A 21,395-nucleotide genomic window follows, 5' to 3' on the forward strand; every position below is an offset into this window, starting at 1 on the left:
GCCGAATGCACGGCGGCCGGTTCGATATCCAAAAAGCCCGCCAGGATCAGAAGCGTGTGCCGCCGCCGATGCGGAAGAACTGCGTCCGGTCGCCGGACTCCTTGAGCAGCGGCCAGGCGAAGTCGGCCCGCAGCGGACCGAAGGGCGATGCCCATTTCACGCCGACACCGGCGGAAACACGCGGCTGGAAACTGTTGGACTGAACCGTGGCCGGAACCTGGGTGGTGCCGCAGGCGGCGACGCCGACGCAATTGACAATCGCCGGATCCGCGTCCCAGACCGCGCCGAAGTCGGTGAACACGGCACCGGACAGGCCCAGCTCCTTCGGAAGACCGAGGATCGGGAACTCCGCTTCCGCATTCGCATGGACATACCAGCGGCCACCCAGCGAGTCGCCGGTGAGGGAATCGCGCGGGCCGATGCCCTGCTGCTCGAAGCCGCGCAACCAGCTGTCGCTGTGCTGGAACTGGTCCGAGGCACGCAGGCTGCGCCCGAGGCCGAAGATGTTGCCGGCGCCGGCGCGCAGGATGCCGATCACGCCCCACTCGGGCAGGATCTCCTTGTAGGCGCGCGCATCGATGCTGGTCGAGAGGTAGCGGGAATCGCCGCCGAGGCCGGCGACTTCCTGGCCGAACGACACGTAGAAGCCGTCGCGCGGATCGGTCCGGCTGTCACGGGTGTCGTAGACCAGCGAGTAGCCGATGGCCGAGGTCAGGTTGCGCCCGAGCGACGACTGCAGACCGCCGGACAGGTTGCTCGGAACGTTCTGCGACAGCTTCTGATCGAAAATCCGATAGACCAGATTGAGGCGCAGCTCGTCGTCGCGCAGCGGCAGGCCGAGGCCGATCGAGCCGCCGGTCGTCTCAAGCTCGTAATTGCGGTAGTCGTTGCGGTCGAAGGTGCGGCGATAGACATCCAGCGACAGCGCGATCCGGCGACCGAGGAAATACGGCTCGGTGAACGCGAACTCGTAGGTCTGCGAGGATGCACCCGCGCCGACCTTGGCGCGAATGAACTGGCCGCGACCCAGGAAGTTCTTTTCCTGCAGCGTGATGTCGCCGATGACGCCGTCCGAGGTCGAGTAACCGACACCGAAGCCGATCTCGCCGGTTGCCTGCTCCTCGACATCGACATTCACGATGATCCGGTCAGGCGCACTGCCGCGCGAGGTCGTGATGCGCACGTTCTTGAAGAACTGCAGGTCCTTCAGGCGGCGCTCCGCCTTGTCGATGAGGACGCGGTTGAAGGCGTCGCCCTCGACCAGGTCGAACTCGCGGCGGATCACGTACTCACGGGTCCGGTCGTTGCCGCGAACGTTGATGCGCTCGATATAGACGCGCGGACCTTCCTCGATGAAGTAGGTCAGCGAGATCGTGCGGTTCTCGTAGTCGCGGGAGGCGCGCGGACGGATCTGGGCGAAGGCGTAGCCCTGGCGGGACACGTCCAGCGTCAGGTCCTCAAGCGACTTCTCCACCTCGAGCGAGGAATAGGTGTCGCCCGGCGAGGTACGCAGCTTGCGGCGCAGTTCCTCGGGATCGACATCGCTCAGCGAGGTCTGAAGGTCGATATCGCCATAGGTGTACTGTTCGCCCTCTTCCACCGTGAAGGTGACATAGAAGACGTTCTCCTCGCGATCGAGATCGGCAACGGCCGAGACGATCTGGAAGTCGGCATAACCGTGGCGATAGTAGAACTGGCGCAGAAGCTCCTGATCGGCATCGAGACGATCTGGATCGAAGGAGTCGGTCGTGCGCAGGAAGCTCAGCAGGCCGCTGGTGCGGGTGCGGATCACGTCGCGCAGGCGGCCGTCGCTGAACGTGGAATTGCCGATGAAGGTGATCCGCTCGATACCGGTGCGGTCGCCCTCGTTGATCTCGAACACGAGATCGACGCGATTGCTGGAACGGCTGATGATCTTCGGCTCGACGGTCGCGCGGTAGCGACCGGAACGGCGATAGGCCTCAAGCACGTTCTGGACGTCGGACTGCACCTTGGCGCGCGTCAGCATCGAGCGCTCCTCGGTCCGCACGACACCGGTCAGCGTCTTGTCATCGAGACGGCGATTGCCCTCGAACGAGATCCGGTTGACCATCGGATTCTCGGTGACGGTCACGACCAGCGTGCCGCCCTGCTGGTTGATCGCAACGTCCTCGAACAGGCCGGTGGCAAACAGCGTCTTCAGCGATTCATCGATATCGGCAGGACCGAAGGAACGCCCCGGACGGATCGTCAGATAGCTCTCGACCGTCGAGGCATCGATGCGGGTGTTTCCGCGAACATCAATCCGGCTGACCACCGCGGCTTCCGCCTCGGGTGCACCGAGACCGGGGAAAGCCACCGGCAGGATCGGTGCGACACCGCTCATCACGGCGGCTACCAGGATTGTTCTGGTCAGGTTCTGGACACGCTGCATAAAGACGCTTCGCCTTCGGTTTTTCCGCCACACTTTTTTCCGGCGCCGGGCGCTACGGATGTGGTGGTCGAGATTCTCTATATCCGTCAGTCGTTTTACAGGCTTTTGGAGCGGAAGCAACCGCCCAAATCCCGCAAAAACCGTTTCGCACCGGAGCGTTGCAGTCGAGACACGCTCGCCCCGCCCGCTACAACGAACTCAGGTGCAGAACATCGTTCCAGGTCGCGAAAACCATCAGGAACAGGACGATGCCTATGCCGATCCGGAATCCGTATTCCTGGGCACGCTCGCTCAGCGGCTTCCCCCGCAGCGCCTCCGCCGCGTAGAACAACAGGTGACCGCCGTCCAGCATCGGGATCGGCAGCAGGTTCAAAAGGCCGATGCTGACCGACAGCACCGCCGTGAGATTGAGCAGCGCACCGAATCCGAGCGTCGCGACCTGACCCGAAATCTGCGCGACCCGGATCGGGCCGCCAAGCTGGTCGGCGGATTCGCGCCCCGTCAGGATGCCGCCGAGATAGCCCGCCGTCCGGGTGACGACGAACCATGTCTCCTTGCTTCCCTCGACAACGGCCTCGACCGGGCCGAAGCGACGGGTGATCACGTCCTCCGGCTTGGCGCTGCGGCTGACGCCGAGCAGGCCGACGGACTGGACGTTGCCGAAGGGATCGGTGATCTCGCGCCGCTTCGGGGTGATCGTCACCTCGACGCGCTCCCCGCCCCGGTCCAGCTCCATCCGCAGCGGAATGTCGGCGCTGACGCTGATGGTGCGCTGCAGTTCGGCGAAGGTGCCGATGCTGCTGCCGTCGATCGCCACGACCAGGTCGCCGGCCTGGAGGCCTGCCTCGGCCGCGGCGCTGTCTGGCTGCACCTGGTCGACCCGCGGCGAGATCTCCGGGCGGCCCATCAGCGCGAACAGAACAGCGAAAATGACGATGGCGAGGATGAAATTGGCAATCGGACCGGCCGCGACGATGGCGGCCCGGCGCGCGACGGACTTGGTCTGGAACGCACCGGCGCGCTCGTCGGCGCTCATAGCGCGCAGCGCCTCCTGGTCGGGCACGCTCGCCTCGTTCTCGTCACCGGCGAATTTCACATAGCCGCCAAGCGGAATGACGGACAGCTTCCAGCGCGTGCCGTGACGGTCGGTGCGGCCGATGAGTTCCGGGCCGAAGCCGACGGAGAACGCGTTGACGCGCACGCCGCACCAGCGACCGACGAGAAAATGGCCGAGTTCGTGGAAGAACACCACCACCGTCAGCACGAACAGGAACGGCAGGGCGTAGCCCGCCACCGAGCCGAAGAGCGATCCGATCAGTTCCATTGTATCTCCATTGCCGCGGGGCAGTGTCCTCGCGGCGCGTTAACATCCCGTTGGCGACCGGCCGCCGCGTTTCAGCGGTTCCCGCCCGCCCGCCTCAAGGTTCTGTCCCGGCAATTTCGCCGGCAAGACGCCGGGCCGTGGCATCCACCGCGAACACATCGTCGGTGGAGGTCATCTCGCCCAGGCCGGACGTGCCGGCCATGCGCTCCAGAACCCGCTCGGCGGTTGTCACGATATCCAGAAACCCGGCGCGCCGCGCCAGGAACGCCTTCACCATCACCTCGTCGACCGCGTTCAGCGCCGCCGTCGCGGCCGTGCCGGCGGCCAGCGCCTCGCGGGCAAGCCGCAGCGCGGGAAACCGGACCGGGTCCGGCGCCTCGAAGGTGAGCGTTCCCAATGCGGCAAGATCAAGGCGCTCGGCCGGCGTTCCCATGCGCCTCGGCCAGGCAAGGCAATGGGCGATGGGCGTGCGCATGTCGGGAGCCCCCATTTGCGCCAGCAGCGACCCGTCCCGGTACTGCACCATGCCGTGCACCACGGATTGCGGATGCACCAGCACGTCGATCTGATCGGGCCGCAGCGGAAAGAGATGCCGCGCCTCGATGATCTCGAAGCCCTTGTTCATCATCGTGGCGCTGTCGATGGAGATCCGGGCGCCCATGCTCCAGTTGGGATGGCGCAGCGCCTCTTCCGGCGTGACGCCGCGCATCTCCTCCAGCGCAAGGGTGCGGAACGGGCCGCCCGACGCCGTCAGGATCAGCTTTTCGACCTGCTCGACATTGCCGCGCTCCAGCACCTGGAACACGGCATTGTGTTCGGAATCGACCGGCAGGATGGTGGCTGAAGCCTCGCGCGCGGCCCGCATGAACAGATCGCCCGCGCAGACAAGGCATTCCTTGTTGGCCAGGGCGATCGTCGTGCCCCGGGCAACCGCCGCCAGCGTCGGTCCGAGCCCCGCCGCCCCGACGATCGCGGCAACGACCATGTCGGCCGGCAGCGCCGCCGCCTCGCAAACCGCCCGCGCGCCCGCGGCCGCGGTGATACCGGAGCCGGCAAGCGCCGCCTTGAGCGCGCCATGGGCGGCCGGATCGGCGACCACCGCGTGGCGGGCACGCATCCGGATCGCCAGCCGGGCAAGCTCTTCCGCGCGGGCGTTTGCGGTCACAGCGACAACCTCGAAACGCTCCGGGTTGCGTGCCACCAGGTCCAGCGTCGAGGTGCCGATCGAGCCGGTGGCGCCGAGCACCGTCAGCCGCATCGGCCGGGCATCCGCGCGCGCGCCGCCTGGCGCTTCGTCATGGCCGTCCTGGGCGGTCAATGGTCAGTATCCCTGCATGCCCACGAGCGCGGCAACCGGATCGGAGAGAGCCCCGCTCGCCGCCACCGCGACCAGATATCCGAGCACGCCGGCGCCGGTGAGCCCGTCGACCCGGTCCATGACGCCGCCATGACCGGGAATGATCCGTCCCGAATCCTTCACCCCGAACCGTCGCTTCAGGGCGGATTCCAAGAGGTCGCCGACCTGCGAGAAAACCGAAAGAACGCCGGCGGCGACCAGCCAGACCGATAGCGGCGCCCGCCCGACGAGCAGACCTGCGACCAGCCCCACCAGCACGGCGGCAAGAAACCCGCCGATCGCCCCGCTCCAGGTCTTCTTCGGCGAGACGCGCGCCCACAGTTTCGGCCCGCCGATGCGCCGGCCGGCGAAATAGGCGGCGATGTCGGTCGCCCAGACCACGGCGAAGAGAAACACGATGACGATGAACCCGGCCTCGCCCGCCCGCAGGATCACGAGAACCACACCGGTCAGTCCGGCATAGAGCACGCCCCCGGCAAGCCAGGCGACGCCGACCGCCCCCAGGAGCCACCCGGCGCCGAGCAGCACCGCAGCGGAGAGCAGCAACAGGCCGAGCGCTATCTGCGCGTGGCCCGTGGCAACGGCAAGCATCGCCCCGGCGACGGCAAGGGCGGCTCCAACCGTGGCAATGAGGTTTTGCGCCCGGACGATGACGACCCATTCCTGCAGCAGTATCGCGGCACACAGCGCCGCGCCGATCGCGAAGGGCCAGCCCCCGACATAGGTCGCAAGAAGCACGGCGGGTGCGAGAAGCAGCGCCGAAATGACCCGGAGCCTGAGTTCGGTGGACCGGGTGCGGCCTCCCCCCGAGGCCCCGTCCGTCATCTGGCGACTTTCGCCGAAAGCCCGCCAAACCGGCGATCGCGTGCCGCGAAGGCCTCGAAAGCGCTGTCCAGCGCGCACTCGTCGAAATCCGGCCAATGCAGGTCGGCGAAATAGAACTCGCTATAAGCGGCCTGCCAGAGCAGGAAATTGGACAGGCGCTGCTCGCCGCTGGTGCGGATGATCAGGTCCGGATCGGGAAGCGCTGCCGTGTCCAGATAGCGGGAGATGCTGTCCTCGTTCACGTCTTGCGGCGCGACGACCCCTTGCGCCACGTCGGCGGCGAGCCGCTTCACGGCGCGGGCAATCTCGTTGCGGCCGCCATAGTTGAAGGCGACGACCAGGGTCATGCCGGTGTTCTCGCGGGTGAGCGCCTCGCCTTCCTCGATCAGGCCGAGGATCGAGGGATCCAGTCCCTCGCGCTCGCCGATCATCGTGACGCGGACGTTCTGGCGGTGGATTTCGGCAAGGTCCCGGCGCACGAACCGCTCAAGCAGCCCCATCAGGAAGCCGACCTCGGCCGGAGGCCGGTTCCAGTTTTCCGAGGAGAAGGAGAACAGCGTCAGGATCTCGACGCCGCGCTTGGCGCTGTGCTTGACGATCCTGCGCAACGCCGCGACGCCGGCCCGGTGGCCCTCGGTGCGCGGCAGCCCGCGCCCGACAGCCCACCGGCCGTTTCCGTCCATGATCACGGCCACGTGTCTGGGCACCCCGATACGCTCCCCCGCGTCAACCTGCGCGGAAACGCCAAGGTCTGCCGTGACCGTCATCCCAAACTCCTTGACCCGCCGACCGGACCGCGACTGTGCGATCAGATCTGGGAGATTTCTTGTTCTTTCTTCGCCAGCATGGCGTCGATTTCCGTGATCATCTCATCGGTCATCTTCTGGACCCTGTCAGCCTGCACGCGGCCGTCGTCCTCGCTGATATCGCCGTCCTTCTCGAGCTTCTTCAGCGTGTCCATGCCGTCGCGGCGCACATGGCGCACGGCGACTTTCGACTGCTCGGCATATTTGTGCGCCAGCTTGATCAGATCCTTGCGGCGCTCCTCGTTGAGCTCGGGAATCGGCAGCCGCAGGTTGGTACCGTCGACAATCGGGTTGAGGCCGAGATTGGATTCGCGAATCGCGCGCTCGACAGCGCCGACCATCGACTTGTCCCAGACCTGGACCGAAATCATCCGCGGCTCGGGAACGCTGACGGTCGCCACCTGGTTGAGCGGCATGTCGGAGCCATAGGCCGAGACGGAAACGGGATCGAGCATGTTGGCCGAGGCGCGACCGGTGCGCAGCCCCGCCAGATCGGTCTTCAGCACGCCGAGAGCGCCGTTCATGCGTCGCTCGAGATCGCCAAAATCGATATCCTGGTCCGCCATCTTGTCCTCTTTTGTTGAAGCGTCCGTCCAGGAGGACCGGAACGACCGAAACCTTCGCGTCTTATTTCCATGACGCGGGCTCCAAAGGCAAGGCCCCCGCCCCTCTTTTGCGGGGACGGGGATGCCGACCGGCGCCCCGGCCGGCGCCACGTCAGTCGGAAATCACCGTGTAGCGGCCGGCGCCGTTCATCACATCGACAAGCGCGCCGGGCGTGCGAATCGAGAACACGATGACCGGAATGGCGTTGTCGCGCGCCAGCGCGATGGCGGTGGCGTCCATCACCTTCAGGTCGCGCCCGAGCACCTCGCCCGGCGTCAGCGTGTCGTAACGCTCCGCGTCCGGCACCTTCTTGGGGTCGTCCGAATAGACGCCGTCGACGCTGGTGCCCTTGAGGAAGGCATCGCAGCGCATCTCGGCGGCGCGCAGGGCGGCGCCGCTGTCGGTGGTGAAGAAGGGATTGCCCGTGCCACCGGCGAAGACGATCACGTCGCCGTCCTCCATGTAGCGCTCGGCGCTACGCTGGGTGAAGGTCTCGCAGATCGAGGGCACCGGCACGGCCGACAGAACGCGGGCCGGCACGCCAAGGCGGCGCAGGGCGTCGGCAAGCGTCAGCGAGTTCATCACCGTGGCCAGCATGCCCATGTGGTCGCCAGTGACCCGGTTGCCGCCCTTAGCCGCGATCGCGACACCGCGGAAGATGTTGCCGCCACCGACGACGACGCCCACCTGGGCGCCGAGCGACACGGCCTCGGCAATTTCCTTCGCGACCCGGTCCACCGTCTGCGGGTCGATGCCGAAATCCTGCGATCCCATCAGCGCCTCGCCCGAAAGTTTCACGAGCACGCGCCGCCAGCGAAGTTTTCCCGTCATATTTTTCTCGCCGTTTCAGAGAAGCAGTTTGTCTTGGACACGCGCACAAACGCAAGCGGACAGGACAACCCCGTTCGCTTGCGCCGCGCATAGAAGAAGGGCGCCGGAATGACCGGCGCCCCGAGATTGGCTTAGCTTCCGACGGCCGCCGCGACTTCCGCGGCGAAATCGGTCTGTTCCTTTTCGATGCCCTCGCCGAGCGCATAGCGCACGAAGCCCGTGAGCTTCACCGGCTTGCCGAGCGTCTTGGCGAACGCCTCGACGGCCTGCTCGACCGTGTTGTCCGGGTCGATGACGAAGGACTGCTTGGTCAGCGTCACTTCCTCGTAGAACTTGCGCAGGCGACCTTCGACCATCTTCTCGATGATGTTTTCCGGCTTGCCCGATTCGCGCGCCTGCTCGGAGAAGATCTGGCGCTCGCGCTCGACGACATCCTGGTCGAGATCCTCGACGCCGAGCGACAGCGGGTTGGTCGCCGCGACATGCATCGCGATCTTGCGGCCGAACGCGGCCACTTCGCCGGCATCGCCTTCCGACTCGAGCGCGACGAGCACGCCGATCTTGCCCAGGTTGTCGGCAATGGCGCTGTGCACATAGGTGGCAACTGCACCGCTGGAGACCGAAAGAGCGGCCGAACGGCGCAGCGACATGTTCTCGCCAATGGTCGCGATGGCGTCCTTGATCGTGTCGGACACGCTCTTGGACGAGCCCGGGAACGTCGAGGAGGCAAGCGCCTCGAGATCGCCGTCGACGGCAAGCGCAGCCTGCGAGGTTCCGGCGATCAGCGCCTGGAAAGCCTCGTTGCGGGCGACGAAATCGGTTTCGGAGTTCAGCTCCACGACGGCGGCCTTGGTGCCCTCGGAGGCAACGCCGACCAGACCCTCGGCCGCGACGCGGTCGGCCTTCTTGGCCGCCTTGGCGAGACCCTTGGTGCGCAGCCAGTCGATTGCCGCTTCCATGTCGCCGTTGGTTTCGGTGAGGGCTGCCTTGCAGTCCATCATGCCCACGCCGGTCTTCTCGCGGAGCTCTTTCACCATAGCTGCGGTAATGCTCATAGATCGCCTCGTTGACGGGTGTTTACCCCGGCACGTTTAGCCGAGGCCTTGCTTAAGATTGATGACAGGAGCCGCCGTGACGGCGGCAGCCGGCGAAACGAACGTCCGCCGGCCATCGCTTACACCGTCAGCCGGCCTGGGCCGGAGCTTCCTCGGCGACCGTTTCCGCCGCCGGCTGCTCGCCAGCGTCAGCGGTTTCGGTCGGAGCCGCCACTTCGGCCTCGACTTCGGCCTCGGCCGCGAGCACCGGCTCCACCGGAGCCTCCTCGGCAGCGCCGACATCGACGCCCATGCCGCCCTGGGCACGCGAGATGCCGTCAATGGCGGCGCGTGCGATCAGGTCGCAATAGAGCGAGATCGCGCGGCCGGCGTCGTCGTTGCCCGGAACCGGGAAGTCGATGCCGACGGGATCGCAGTTGCTGTCGACGATTGCCGCGACCGGGATACCGAGGCGCTTGGCTTCCTGGATCGCGATCGCCTCGCGATTCGTGTCGATCACGAAGAGCAGGTCGGGCAGGCCGCCCATGTCCTTGATGCCGCCCAGGTTCCGCTCGAGCTTCTCGCGCTCACGGTCCATGAACAGGCGCTCCTTCTTGGTGAGGCCGCTCGGGTTGCTGAGCGTCTCCTCAAGCTTGCGCAGGCGCTGGATCGACTGGGAGATGGTCTTCCAGTTGGTCAGCATGCCGCCGAGCCAGCGGGCGTTGACATGGTACTGGGCCGAGCGGCGGGCGCTGTCGGCGACAGCTTCCTGGGCCTGACGCTTGGTGCCGACCAGCAGGACGCGGCCGCCGGCGGCGACCGTGTCGGACACGGTCTTCAGCGCCTGGTGCAGAAGCGGAACGGTCTGCGCCAGATCCAGGATGTGGATGTTGTTGCGCACGCCGAAAATGTAGGAACCCATCTTCGGGTTCCAGCGGTGCTTCTGGTGACCGAAGTGAACACCGGCCTCCAGCAATTGACGCATAGTGAAATCGGGCAGGGCCATGGCCGTGCAACTCCTTGATTTTCCGGTTGTACCTCCGCAGGGTGTGAAAGCGCTCATGCGCCGACACCGGATGGACCCCGTCCGTGACGAAAACCGACCCTGCGTGTGGAATGCGCGCGTTATAAAGGGCGTTGCCCGCCAAGACAAGCCCCGCCGGTCCGCCTTTTGCCCCGCCCGCCACTGAAAGATGCGGGCGGCGAAGGGACGCGGGCCTGCGCTGGGTGGGGTGACGGCGGTGGGGGTGGCGAGGCGGTGCCTCCCACCCGGGTGTCATCCCGGTCAAGCGCAAGCGCGAGCCGGGAGCAATTGGCACCTTCTAGGGATGCTTGTCGCACATATCTTTCCCCGCGTCTTCCCGGACGAGGCCGAAGGCCGAAGATCCGGGACCGGCGAGGCACAAGCGTTCGTGGGGACGGCCGGAAGCGCTTTCCCTGAAGCCCTCGGCTCGCCGGTCCCGGCTCGGCGCCAAGCGCCGTCCGGGAGGACGAAAGGATGGGTCTCCGTCCGGGAGGACACTCGAGAGGTGCCCCCGGCCCTGCCCTCCTCAGGCGAGTTGCACCTCGATGACGCCCGGGATCGTCTTCATCGCGCCGGCCATTTGCGGCGTCAGCCGGTAGCGGCCGGGAAGTTTCACCTCCACCTCCCGTTCGCCGCTGCCGCACAGCACGACGACGCTGACCTCGCCATCGCCGCGATCGCCCAGATGACGGGCGATGCGCCGCGCCGCCTGCTCGTCCCGCAGGAACACCGTCAGGCTCTTCTGCACCCGCGAGGCTTCCTCCTCCAGCGGGCGGACGGACTGGATCCTGAGGCTCGGCTCGTCGTCGCGCATGTCGGCGCCGACGAGAAGCACCACGGATTTGCCCGGCTCGACCGCGTCGCGATACTGGTGCAGGCTCTCCGAGAACAGCAGCGCCTCATACTGGCCGGTCGGGTCGGACAGCCGGACGATGCCCATCCGGTTGCCCGAGCGGGTCTTGCGCTCCTGACGCGCCAGCACCGTTCCCGCGAGCCGCCCGGCGGTCGCGCCCTGTTTCACGGCCTGCGAGAAATCGCTCCACATCTGCACCCGCATCCGCTCCAGAAGCGGGCGGTAGCTGTCCAGCGGATGGGCGGAGAGATAGAAGCCGATGGCAGCCTGCTCGCGCTGCAGCTGGTCGTCCGGCAGCCAGGGCGCGGCATCCGGCAGGTGGACGGTCTCGCCCTCCTCGCCGCCGCCGAACATGTCGTTCTGGCCGCTCTGCTTTTCCTCGTCCGTGCGCTGCGCGACGCCGACGATCCGGTCAATTCCGGCAGCCAGGCGCGCCCGGTTGGCTTCCAGCGCGTCGAAGGCACCGGCGTTGACGAGGCTTTCCAGCGTCCGCTTGTTGAGCTGCCGGGCGCTGATGCGGCTGGCGAAATCGCCGATCGAGGCAAAGGGCCGGTCCGTGCGCATGGCGATGACATGCTCGACCGCGCCCTCGCCGACCCCCTTGATGGCGCCCATCGCGTAGCGGATCTTCTCGCCCTCGACGCTGAACTGCACGCCCGAGCGGTTGACCGAGGGCGGCAGCACCTCGATCCGCATCCGGCGTGCCTCGACGCAGAAATCGCTGAGCTTGTCGGTGTTGCCGAGATCGAGCGTCATCGAGGCGGCCATGAACTCGACCGGATGGTTGGCCTTCAGCCAGGCCGTCTGGTAGGAGACCAGCGCATAGGCGGCGGCATGCGACTTGTTGAAGCCGTAATTGGCGAATTTCGCCACCAGGTCGAAGATCGTGCCGGCCTGCCCCTTGTCGACGCCGCGCTCGACCGCGCCGTTGACGAAACGGGCCCGCTGCACCTCCATTTCCGCGGCGATCTTCTTGCCCATCGCGCGGCGCAAGAGGTCGGCTTCGCCGAGCGAATAGCCCGACAGCACCTGGGCGATCTGCATCACCTGCTCCTGGTAGACGATGATGCCGTTCGTCTCCTTCAGGATCGGCTCCAGCAGCGGATGCAGGTAGTCGGGCTCCTGCTCGCCATGCTTGACGGCGTTGTAGACGGGGATGTTGTCCATCGGGCCGGGACGGTAGAGCGCCACCAGCGCGATGATGTCCTCGAACCGGTCCGGCTTCATGCCGGCGATGGCGCGGCGCATGCCCTGGCTTTCCAGCTGGAACACGCCGACCGTCTCGCCGGCGGCAAGCAGCCGGTAGGTCGCCGGATCGTCCATCGGCAGCGAGGCCATGTCGACGGCAATCCCCTTGTCGGCGATCAGCTTCACCGCGACATCGATCACCGTCAGCGTCTTCAGGCCGAGGAAGTCGAACTTCACCAGCCCGGCCTGCTCCACCCATTTCATGTTGAACTGGGCGACCGGCATGTCGGAGCGCGGATCGCGGTAGAGCGGCACGAGCTGCTCCAGCGGCCGGTCGCCGATGACGACGCCGGCGGCGTGGGTCGAGGCGTGCCGGTAAAGCCCCTCGAGCTTCTGCGCCATCGCCAAAAGGCGGGCGACGATCTCCTCCTCGCGCTGCGCCTCCTGCAGGCGCGGCTCGTCGCGGATCGCCTGCTCGAGCGTCACCTGCTGGCCGGGCGTCGCCGGCACCATTTTCGACAACCGGTCGACCTGGCCGTAGGGCATCTGCAGCACGCGGCCGACATCGCGCAGCACGGCGCGCGCCTGCAGGGTACCGAAGGTGATGATCTGGGCGACCTGCGCGCGTCCGTACTTGCCCTGGACGTAGCGGATCACCTCCTCGCGGCGGTTCTGGCAGAAATCGATGTCGAAATCCGGCATCGACACGCGTTCGGGGTTGAGAAACCGCTCGAACAGAAGCGCGTAACGCATTGGGTCAAGATCGGTAATGGTCAGAGACCAGGCAACGAGCGAGCCCGCACCGGAGCCACGCCCCGGTCCCACCGGAATGTCCTGCCCCTTGGCCCACTTGATGAAGTCGGCGACGATCAGGAAGTAGCCGGGAAAGCGCATGCCCTCGATGACGCCGAGCTCGTAGTCGAGCCGGCTCCAGTAATCCTCCTCCGCCATGCCCGGCGCCAGCCCGTGCGCCGCAAGACGCGCCGTCAGGCCCTCGCGCGACTGGCGCCGCAGCTCTTCCACCTCGGCTGCGAAGACGGTCTCGGGATCGGCGGAGGCACCGGCGAATTGCGGCAGGATCGGTGCCCGCTTCAGCGGCCTGGCACGGCAGCGCAGGGCGATCTCGACCGTGTTGGCCGTCGCCTCGGGCAGGTCGGAGAACAGCTCCAGCATCTCCGCCCGGGTCTTGAAGCAATGCTCCGGCGTCAACCGGCGGCGATCGTCCTCGGCGATCACCCGCCCTTCGGCGATCGCGATCAGCGCGTCATGCGCCTCGTAGTCGTCGCGGGCGGCGAAGAACGGCTCGTTGGTGGCGACCAGCGGCAGGCCGAGATCGTAGGCCAACTCCAGCGTCCCGGGTTCGCTCGCGGCCTCCTCCGGCATGCCGTGGCGCTGGATCTCCACATAGAGCCGGTCGCCGAAGACGCCCGCCAGCGCCTCGAGGCGGGCCCGGGCGCGGGCCGGATCGCCGGCGCAGATCGCCTGGCCGACCGGCCCGCCGACGCCGCCGGTCAAAAGGATGACGCCGGCCGACTTTTCCAGGATGCGCGACAGCGGCACATGGGCGCGCATCGAGGGATCGGTATCCAGATAGGCGCGGCTGACCACGTCCATCAGGTTGGTATAGCCCTCGGCATCGGCGGCCAGCAGCACGACATCGCTGAGATGCTCGGTGCCGCGTCCCTTGCGCACGCCGCCGTCGCCGAAATCGACCGCAAGCTGCACGCCGGGAATCGGCTGGATGCCGGAGCCCCAGGCCTTCTCGGAGAATTCCAGCGCGCCGAACAGGTTGGACGTGTCGGTGATCGCGATGGCCGGCTGCCCGTCGGCCTTGGCAAGGTCGATCAGCCTGGCGATCGGCAAGGCCCCCTCAAGCAGGGAATATCCGGAATGAACCCTGAGATGGACGAAACCCGGACCGTTCATGTGCCTGCACCACCGCGTTGCTCGGCCCGCCTGCCCTCGGCGCGGCGCCCGCGCACCCCGTTGTCGGGGTCGCGGCACCGGCGTGCCGGTCAGGCAAGGCGCGCGTGATGGCATCCGGATGCCACGCGGCCGGAGGCCGGGCGGACAGATGCCAAGCGGTCAGTGTCGGTTCTCGCCCTCCCGATGTCGAGGCCGGGCGGCGAACCATCCCCAGTTGCCGCAAGACCGTCCCCAGCCAGGGACGGCGATGCGCGCGCGGATCGGCCCGCGCTCAGGCCAGGAAGAGTTCCGCCAAGGCGTCGCTCCACAGCAGCATCGTCACCCCGAACAGCATCAGCGCGCCGAGCGCCATCAGGTCCTGGAACGTTTCCCGAATGTCGTTGAACATGGTGCCCTCCCGCGTTCCAAACTCTCGATTTCCGTAGTATGTTCATGTTTTGTTCTTTGCACAACCCCCTCTATCCGACGGCACGACTCATGGTTAGCGCGCGGTTAAACCGGGCGCAGGGTCGAGAGTGAGGGCGCGGGACAAACTCGGCCGGCATGAGGCGGGATGCCTCTGCCTGGCGTCTTCCCGGACGAGGCCGAAGGCCGACGATCCGGGACCGGGGAGGCACGGCGGTCGTGGCATGGTTCCGGAGCGCACCTCATACGCCCTCGGCTCTCCGATCCCGGCTCGGCGCTGACGCGCCGTCCGGGAGGACGAAAGAGAGAACTGCACTCCATCGCGGGCGCTGCTCGCCCCCCTCTGTCGGCTGCGCCGACATCTCCCCCTCATTATCTTTTTTGGGAGGGGGAGAAGGGAGCGTGGGGTGCGGCCCGCGTGTCGTCGCCGGCCTCAAGGCACCTTTCGCCGCTCGTCCAGCAGTGATTGCGCACGGGCAAGGTTTTGCGTCGTTCCTTCGTGATAATACGGCGCTGTCTCGGGGGTGAATTCTTCCAGCGCCAGCCGGTAGGCTTCGACCGCCTGTTTCAGCCGCGCCGTGCCGGCCTCGCGCGTGCCGAGTTCACCAAGCGCGGTACCGAGATTGTTCTGCGTCGTCGCCCAGTCGAGCGGCACGCGCTGCCGCGTCCGCTCCTCCAGCGCCAGCCGGTAGGCAGCCACTGCCTGTTCCAGCCGCGCCGGGTCGGCTTCGCGCGTGCCCAACTCGGCAAGCGCACTGCCGAGATTGTTCTGCGTCATCGCCCAATCGAGCGGCACGCGCTGCCGCGTCCACTCCTCCAGCGCCAGCCGGTAGGCCCCGACCGCCTCCTCCAGCCGCGCCGTGCCGGCCTCGCGCGTGCCGAGCTCTCGCAGCGCGTTGCCGAGATTGTTCTGCGTCGTCGCCCAATAGAGCGGCACGCGCTCGCGCGTCAACTCCTCCAGCGCCAGCCGAAAGGCTTCGACCGCCTGTTGCAGCCGCGCCGTGCCGGCCTCGCGCGTGCCCAACTCTTGCAGCGCGTTGCCGAGATTGTTCTGCGTCATCGCCCAATCGAGCGGCACGCGCTCCCGCGTCCGCTCCTCCAGCGCCAGCCGAAAGGCCTCGACCGCCTGTTCCAGCCGTGCCGGGTAGGCGTCGCGCACACCGAGTTCGGCTAGCCCGGCGCCGAGATCGTTCTGCGTCGTCGCCCAATAGAGCGGCACACGCTCCCGCATCCGCTCCTCCAGCGCCAGCCGGTAGGCCTCGACCGCCTGTTCCAGCCGCGCCGTGCCGGTCTCGCGCATGCCGAGTACGGCAAGCGCGTTGCCGAGATTGTTCAGCGCGGTCCCGCGTTGATCGGCATCTGTGGCAAGGCCTTCCGTGCGGCGGGCAAGGGCGATGGAGACGTTAAGATCGAGATTGAGTCCCCTGTCGCGGCCGCGTTCGTACCATTCGTTTTGATGGCGAAGCAGATAATCGAACAGGCTCGCGCCCTCGGGAAGCTCGATCTCGACCTTGCGGACAAGGCGGGCGGCGGCGCTGTCGGCATCGCGGCGCAGCAGGTCCTGCTCAATGGCAGCGTCGAGCAGGCGCAGGCTGCGGGCGCGGGACTCCTGCCGGCGCTCCTCCAGACGGCGGGCTTCCTCCGCCTCCCTGGCAAGCGCCGCGTCGATTTCGGCCGTCGCCTCGTCATAGGCGCCGGTGGCGGAGAGCGTGGCGACGCGGGCCAGCACCTCGTCGACAAAGGCACCGAGATTGGAGCCCTGCCGCCCTTCCTGCTGGACGCGAATGGCGATCTCGACGGCGTTTTCGAGTTCGCGGAAGGCCTGTTGCGGGTCGGAAATGTCGGCGGAGACGCGGCGGGCCAGTTCGATCAAGGCTGCGTCGGTGATGCCGCTGGCACGGGCGGTCGCGGCCTTGTCGCCCATGGCGGCGAGCAGGGCCTTGATATCGTTCAACTGCTCGTCCTGCGCACGCTGGCCGGCGAGCAGCTTCTCCGTGTTGTCCTCGATCCGACCGGTGCGCTCCAGGAGTTCGCGCCACAGCGACGGGCGCAGGTCGTCGATAAACTCGGCATCGGCGAGCAGGCGCGCGCAGGCGCGTTCGATCACCTGAAGCAGAAAGCGGCGGGCGAGCTGATTGGCCGAGTCCTTGGGGCCCGTGTCCTTGTAGATGTCGGGTCGCGTCGCTTCGGCGCGCGCCAGCACCAGCGCCGCGATCCCGTCTGGGCGCAGGTCCCTGCCGACGAGGTCGGCTGGCGCCGGCATCGCCTGCGGCAGCACGTCGATGAAGGAGGCTTTCGCATGGGCGAGGTCGCCCAAGTCGGTTTGGGAAGAATGGGATGCCCAGGCCGCCAACTCCGCCTCGACCTCCTCGGCCGTGCGCTCGATCACGCGTTCGAGATCGCGGCGACGGGCGCTCGACAGCGCGCCGAACCACGCGCCGCCGGCAAAGACCGCCTCGACAGCGCCGGGAGGAACAGGGAGGCCGGTTAGGGTTCCGCCCGTCGCGATGAGACAGCCGGCGGCCATCTTCACCGCTTCGCGGATCGCGGATTTTTCCCCCAATTCAGCCCCCGCAACTCTCGTCCCCTGCCCGCCATCCTAGCAAGGCGGGGGGCGATCACAAGCGGAGGATGCAGGCTTTTCCGCCGCGCGTCGGCGGGCTAAGGGATGGGCTGCGGAGTGGGCTGTCGGTCCCGTCGCGCCTTCCTCTCCCTCCGGCCTCTCCTCGGCGTCCTCCCGGACGGCGCGCAGCGCCGAGCCGGGATCGGGGCGGCACGGAGGTGTTGTTCGGGAGTGTTTTCGACAGGCCCTCGGCTCGCCGATCCCGGATCTCCGGCTTCGCCTCCGTCCGGGAGGACGAAAGAGAGGCTGCGTGCGGGAGGAGGAAGGGAGGGTTGTGCGTCCGGGAGGACAGGCGAAGACGCCGCGCCCTGCCGATCAAACCGTGACGCCGATCAGAGCTCGACGATCTGCTGGTCCTTGAGCGTGATCCGCCGGTCCATCTTGCCCGCCAGCTCCATGTTGTGGGTGGCGATCAGGGCCGCCAGCCCCGAGGCGCGCACCAGCGCGACAAGCGCATCGAACACATAGGCGGAGGTCACAGGATCGAGGTTGCCCGTCGGTTCGTCCGCCAAAAGCACCCGCGGCGCGTTGGCGACGGCGCGCGCGATGGCGACACGCTGCTGCTCGCCGCCGGACAGTTCCGAGGGCCGGTGGTCCGCGCGCTGGCCGAGCCGCATGTAATCGAGCAGCTGGCTTGCCCGCTCTTTCGCCTCGCGCTTGTCGAGCCCGCGAATGAGCTGCGGCATCATCAGGTTTTCAAGCGCCGTGAATTCCGGCAGGAGATGGTGGAACTGGTAGACGAAACCGACTTCAGTGCGACGAATGCGGGTGCGGTCGGCATCGTCCATGGTGCCGCAGGCGCGCCCGCCGATATAGATCTCGCCGCTGTCCGGTCGCTCCAGCAGCCCGGCAATGTGAAGCAGCGTCGACTTGCCCGCGCCCGACGGCGCCACCAGCGCGACCAGCTCGCCCGGATGCAGGGCAAGGTTGGCATCGCGCAGGATGTCGAGCCTGCCCTCGCCCTCGCGGAAGCCCCGATTGATCCCGGCAAGAACCAGCGGCAGCCCGTTCGTGCCCTCGATGTCGTCCTGATCCATCGTCATCTTCATTCGTACCTGAGCGCCTCGACGGGATCGAGCCGTGCCGCGCGCCAGGCCGGATAGAGCGTCGCCAGCAGCGACAGCACCATCGCCATGACGACGACCGTGATGGTTTCGCCCGTGTCCATGTCCGCCGGCAGCCGGCTGAGGAAATACAGTTCGGGCGAGAACAGCTCGGTGCTGGTCATCCAGGAAATGCCCTGGCGAATGCTCTCCACGTTGAGGCAGACGACGAGACCGAGCGCGAAGCCCGCCAGCGTGCCGACGATGCCGATGCTTGCCCCGGTGATGACGAAGATGCGCATCACCGCGCCGCGCGTCGCCCCCATCGTGCGCAGGATGGCGATGTTGCGGCCCTTGTCCTTCACCAGCATGGTCATGCCGGAAATGATGTTGAGCGCCGCCACCAGCACGATCAGCGTCAGGATCAGGAACATCACGTTGCGCTCCACCTCGAGCGCGGAGAAGAACGTCATGTTGCGCGAGCGCCAGTCGCTGACGAAGGCCGGACGTCCGGCCCCCTCCTCGACGAGTTCGCGCATGCGCCCGACGCTGTCCGGATCGTCGGTGAAGACCTCAATGCCGGTGACGATGCCTTCCTGGTTGAAATAGAGCTGTGCCTCGGACAGCGGCATGAAGGCGATGGTGCCGTCATATTCCGACATGCCGATCTCGAAGATCGCCTTGATCGGGTAGCCCTTGACGCGCGGCGTCACGCCGAGCGCCGTGACATTGCCGCGCGGGCTGACCAGCGTGATGGTGTCGCCGACGGAAACGCCGAGCTGGCGGGCCATGCGCGTGCCGATGGCGAGCCCCGTGCTGCTGTCGAAATTCTCGAACGTGCCGGATGTGACGGTGTCGGAGACAAGCGGCAGCCGCCTGAGGTCGGTCTCGCGCACACCGCGCACCAGCGCGCCGAAAGCGCCGGAGGGACCGGAAACCAGCGCCTGCCCCTCGACGAACGGCAGGGTGAAGGTGACGCCCTCGAGATTCTCGATGCGCGCCGCGACGGCGTCATAGTCGTCCAGCTCACTGCCGATCGGCTGGATCAGCAGATGGCCGTTGATGCCCAGGATCTTGGAAAGCAGTTCGCCGCGAAACCCGTTCATGACGGCCATCACGATGATCAGCGTCGCGACGCCGAGCATGATGCCGACAAACGAGAAGCCGGCGATGACCGAGATGAACGCCTCCCGGCGGCGAGACCTCAGGTAACGCCCGGCCAGCATCCACTCGAAGCCGGCAAACATCGGCGTCTCGCCCGATTTCGCCGATTTGGCCGTCGCCTTTGCGGCTGCCTTCATTCCCGTTCCCCGTTCCCGGTGCCCCGTGCCACCTGCCTCGTACCGCCGGTCCCGGGCCCTGCCCGCCCGGATGGAGCGAATTCAACCCGCGGGCACCTCGTGCGGCTCCGCATCCTCAAACGTCGAATTCAGCCGCTCCCCGGAAACAGGTATCTGATGGTGCCTTTCGGCTTCCGGCATCTGCCCGGGCGCGATCCGCACGATCCGGCAAGCGCCAAACCGGGCAGACAACGCTTCGGGATCAGCCGACGAGTTCGTCGACCAGTCGATTGACCGCCTCTTGCGGCGAAATGGTGACCCGCTCGCCGCTGGCGCGATTCTTCAGCTCGACCACGCCGTCCTTCAGACCGCGCGGACCAACGATAAGCTGCCACGGCAGGCCGATGAGGTCCATGGTGGCGAACTTCGCACCGGCCCGGGTGTCGACGTCATCCACAAGCACCTCGATCCCGGCGGCTGTCAGTTGCCGCTCCAGATCGTCGCAAGCCGCATCCGCCGCCTCGTCGCCCGGCTTGAGATTGACCAGCCCGACATGGAACGGCGCGACCGATGCCGGCCAGATGATGCCGTCATCGTCGTGATGCGCCTCGATGATGGCACCGAGCAGGCGCGACACGCCGACGCCGTAGGAGCCCATGTGCACCGGCACGTCGACGCCGTCGGGACCGGTGACCTTCGCCCCCATCGGCTCGGAATACTTGGTGCCGAAGTAGAAGATGTGGCCGACCTCGATGCCGCGCGCCGACATGCGGTCGTCCTCGGCAACCGCGGCATAGGCGGCCTCGTCATGCATCTCGTCGGTCGCGGCATAGGGCGCGGTCCAGGCCTCGATGACCGGCGTCAGGTCGGCGCTGAAATCCGTCTCCTGGCCCGGGATCGGCAGATCCAGGATCGCCTTGTCGCAGAACACCTCGCTCTCGCCCGTGGAGGCGAGAATGATGAACTCGTGGCTCATGTCGCCGCCGATCGGCCCGGTGTCGGCGCGCATCGGGATGGCCTGCAGCCCCATCCGGTCGAAGGTCCGCAGATAGGCGACGAACATGCGGTTGTAGGCATGGCGCGCGCCTTCCTTGTCCAGGTCGAAGGAATAGGCGTCCTTCATCAGGAACTCGCGGCCGCGCATGATGCCGAATCGCGGCCGCACCTCGTCCCGGAACTTCCACTGGATGTGGTACATGTTCAGCGGCAGGTCGCGGTAGCTCCTGACCGAGGCGCGGAAGATGTCGGTGATCATCTCCTCGTTGGTCGGCCCGAAAAGCATGTCGCGCTCGTGGCGGTCCTGGATGCGCAGCATCTCCTTGCCATAGGCGTCGTAGCGCCCGCTCTCGCGCCACAGGTCGGCCGGCTGGATGGTCGGCATCAGCAACTCGTGCGCGCCCGCCCGGTTCTGCTCCTCGCGCACGATCTGCTCGATCTTGCGCAGCACCCGCAGCCCCATCGGCAGCCAGGCATAAATGCCGGCGGCCTCCTGGCGGATCAAGCCGGCCCGCAGCATCAGGCGATGCGAGACGATCTCCGCCTCCTTGGGCGTTTCCTTTAGGATCGGAAGAAAGTAACGGGAAAGACGCATCGACGGGATCTCGGGCTCTGGTATGCGGGGGAACGGCGCCGGAAGCGACGCCTGAAGTTTCGGCAGTGAAACCGCATGCGCCGCAAAAACACAAGCCCCGCCTTGCCGATACGCGCCCCGGCGGGACGAAAACAGCCGCAGCGTCCGGCCATCGGAGACTTCAAGGCCCGCCCAGCAAAAAAAATGGGCTTGTCCTGCACAAAATGGTGACAAGACGATAACGATGCGCTATTGTCCGTCCTCATAACAAGGCAAGAAGTCGCAAG

The 21,395-nt window shown here is 66.9% G+C and carries 14 protein-coding genes; all 14 read right to left on the minus strand.

Annotated features, from left to right (window positions below; translation table 11 throughout):
- Positions 1–46: 46 nt before the first annotated feature.
- Positions 47–2,413: an outer membrane protein assembly factor BamA gene (gene bamA, locus ACQY46_RS15570; protein ID WP_428696941.1), complete on the minus strand. Its 2,367-nt coding sequence runs from the start codon at positions 2,411–2,413 to the stop codon at positions 47–49.
- A gap of 187 nt (positions 2,414–2,600) precedes the next feature.
- Positions 2,601–3,737, minus strand: coding sequence for an RIP metalloprotease RseP (gene rseP / locus ACQY46_RS15575; RefSeq protein WP_428696942.1), 1,137 nt, complete (start codon positions 3,735–3,737; stop codon positions 2,601–2,603).
- Positions 3,738–3,831: 94 nt separating this feature from the next.
- Positions 3,832–4,995, minus strand: coding sequence for a 1-deoxy-D-xylulose-5-phosphate reductoisomerase (dxr, locus tag ACQY46_RS15580; RefSeq protein WP_428700501.1), 1,164 nt, complete (start codon positions 4,993–4,995; stop codon positions 3,832–3,834).
- A 63-nt stretch (positions 4,996–5,058) separates the two neighbouring features.
- Positions 5,059–5,919: a phosphatidate cytidylyltransferase gene (locus ACQY46_RS15585; RefSeq protein WP_428696943.1), complete on the minus strand. Its 861-nt coding sequence runs from the start codon at positions 5,917–5,919 to the stop codon at positions 5,059–5,061.
- Positions 5,916–6,686: an isoprenyl transferase gene (locus ACQY46_RS15590; protein WP_428696944.1), complete on the minus strand. Its 771-nt coding sequence runs from the start codon at positions 6,684–6,686 to the stop codon at positions 5,916–5,918. Before ACQY46_RS15590 ends, ACQY46_RS15585 begins: the two co-directional genes overlap by 4 nt.
- 41 nt (positions 6,687–6,727) lie before the next feature.
- Complete coding sequence (gene frr / locus ACQY46_RS15595) at positions 6,728–7,291, minus strand: ribosome recycling factor (protein ID WP_428696945.1); 564 nt, start codon at positions 7,289–7,291, stop codon at positions 6,728–6,730.
- Positions 7,292–7,442: 151 nt separating this feature from the next.
- Entirely contained in the window at positions 7,443–8,162 is a 720-nt protein-coding gene (pyrH, locus tag ACQY46_RS15600; RefSeq protein WP_306028903.1) for a UMP kinase, read from the minus strand.
- A 131-nt stretch (positions 8,163–8,293) separates the two neighbouring features.
- Complete coding sequence (tsf, locus tag ACQY46_RS15605; protein ID WP_428696946.1) at positions 8,294–9,217, minus strand: translation elongation factor Ts; 924 nt, start codon at positions 9,215–9,217, stop codon at positions 8,294–8,296.
- A gap of 127 nt (positions 9,218–9,344) precedes the next feature.
- Positions 9,345–10,202, minus strand: a complete 858-nt coding sequence (gene rpsB, locus ACQY46_RS15610; RefSeq protein WP_428696947.1) for a 30S ribosomal protein S2 — start codon at positions 10,200–10,202, stop codon at positions 9,345–9,347.
- Positions 10,203–10,746: 544 nt separating this feature from the next.
- On the minus strand, positions 10,747–14,187 hold the full coding sequence (gene dnaE / locus ACQY46_RS15615; RefSeq protein ID WP_428696948.1) for a DNA polymerase III subunit alpha: 3,441 nt from the start codon (positions 14,185–14,187) through the stop codon (positions 10,747–10,749).
- 838 nt (positions 14,188–15,025) lie between these two features.
- Positions 15,026–17,155, minus strand: coding sequence for a tetratricopeptide repeat protein (locus ACQY46_RS15620; protein ID WP_428696949.1), 2,130 nt, complete (start codon positions 17,153–17,155; stop codon positions 15,026–15,028).
- Positions 17,156–17,547: 392 nt separating this feature from the next.
- A complete protein-coding gene (locus tag ACQY46_RS15625; RefSeq protein ID WP_428696950.1) occupies positions 17,548–18,252 on the minus strand; it encodes an ABC transporter ATP-binding protein in 705 nt (234 codons plus the stop codon).
- An 8-nt stretch (positions 18,253–18,260) separates the two neighbouring features.
- A complete protein-coding gene (locus ACQY46_RS15630) occupies positions 18,261–19,559 on the minus strand; it encodes a lipoprotein-releasing ABC transporter permease subunit (protein ID WP_428696951.1) in 1,299 nt (432 codons plus the stop codon).
- A 241-nt stretch (positions 19,560–19,800) separates the two neighbouring features.
- The gene (gene proS, locus ACQY46_RS15635) at positions 19,801–21,129 is read right to left on the minus strand and encodes a proline--tRNA ligase (RefSeq protein WP_428696952.1); all 1,329 of its coding nucleotides are present in this window, start codon (positions 21,127–21,129) and stop codon (positions 19,801–19,803) included.
- Positions 21,130–21,395: the final 266 nt, after the last annotated feature.

The sequence above is a fragment of the Stappia sp. genome, from assembly GCF_965276915.1.
In the GTDB taxonomy this organism is placed as follows: Bacteria; Pseudomonadota; Alphaproteobacteria; order Rhizobiales; family Stappiaceae; genus Stappia.

Coding starts and splice junctions, on each gene's coding strand:
- proS (WP_428696952.1), bottom strand. CDS start 21,129: ATGCGTCTTTCCCGTTACTTTCTTCCGATCCTAAAGGAAACGCCCAAG.
- ACQY46_RS15590 (WP_428696944.1), bottom strand. CDS start 6,686: ATGACGGTCACGGCAGACCTTGGCGTTTCCGCGCAGGTTGACGCGGGG.
- ACQY46_RS15625 (WP_428696950.1), bottom strand. CDS start 18,252: ATGGATCAGGACGACATCGAGGGCACGAACGGGCTGCCGCTGGTTCTT.
- ACQY46_RS15585 (WP_428696943.1), bottom strand. CDS start 5,919: ATGACGGACGGGGCCTCGGGGGGAGGCCGCACCCGGTCCACCGAACTC.
- ACQY46_RS15630 (WP_428696951.1), bottom strand. CDS start 19,559: ATGAAGGCAGCCGCAAAGGCGACGGCCAAATCGGCGAAATCGGGCGAG.
- pyrH (WP_306028903.1), bottom strand. CDS start 8,162: ATGACGGGAAAACTTCGCTGGCGGCGCGTGCTCGTGAAACTTTCGGGC.
- dnaE (WP_428696948.1), bottom strand. CDS start 14,187: ATGAACGGTCCGGGTTTCGTCCATCTCAGGGTTCATTCCGGATATTCC.
- frr (WP_428696945.1), bottom strand. CDS start 7,291: ATGGCGGACCAGGATATCGATTTTGGCGATCTCGAGCGACGCATGAAC.
- rpsB (WP_428696947.1), bottom strand. CDS start 10,202: ATGGCCCTGCCCGATTTCACTATGCGTCAATTGCTGGAGGCCGGTGTT.
- tsf (WP_428696946.1), bottom strand. CDS start 9,217: ATGAGCATTACCGCAGCTATGGTGAAAGAGCTCCGCGAGAAGACCGGC.
- bamA (WP_428696941.1), bottom strand. CDS start 2,413: ATGCAGCGTGTCCAGAACCTGACCAGAACAATCCTGGTAGCCGCCGTG.
- dxr (WP_428700501.1), bottom strand. CDS start 4,995: ATGCGGCTGACGGTGCTCGGCGCCACCGGCTCGATCGGCACCTCGACG.
- rseP (WP_428696942.1), bottom strand. CDS start 3,737: ATGGAACTGATCGGATCGCTCTTCGGCTCGGTGGCGGGCTACGCCCTG.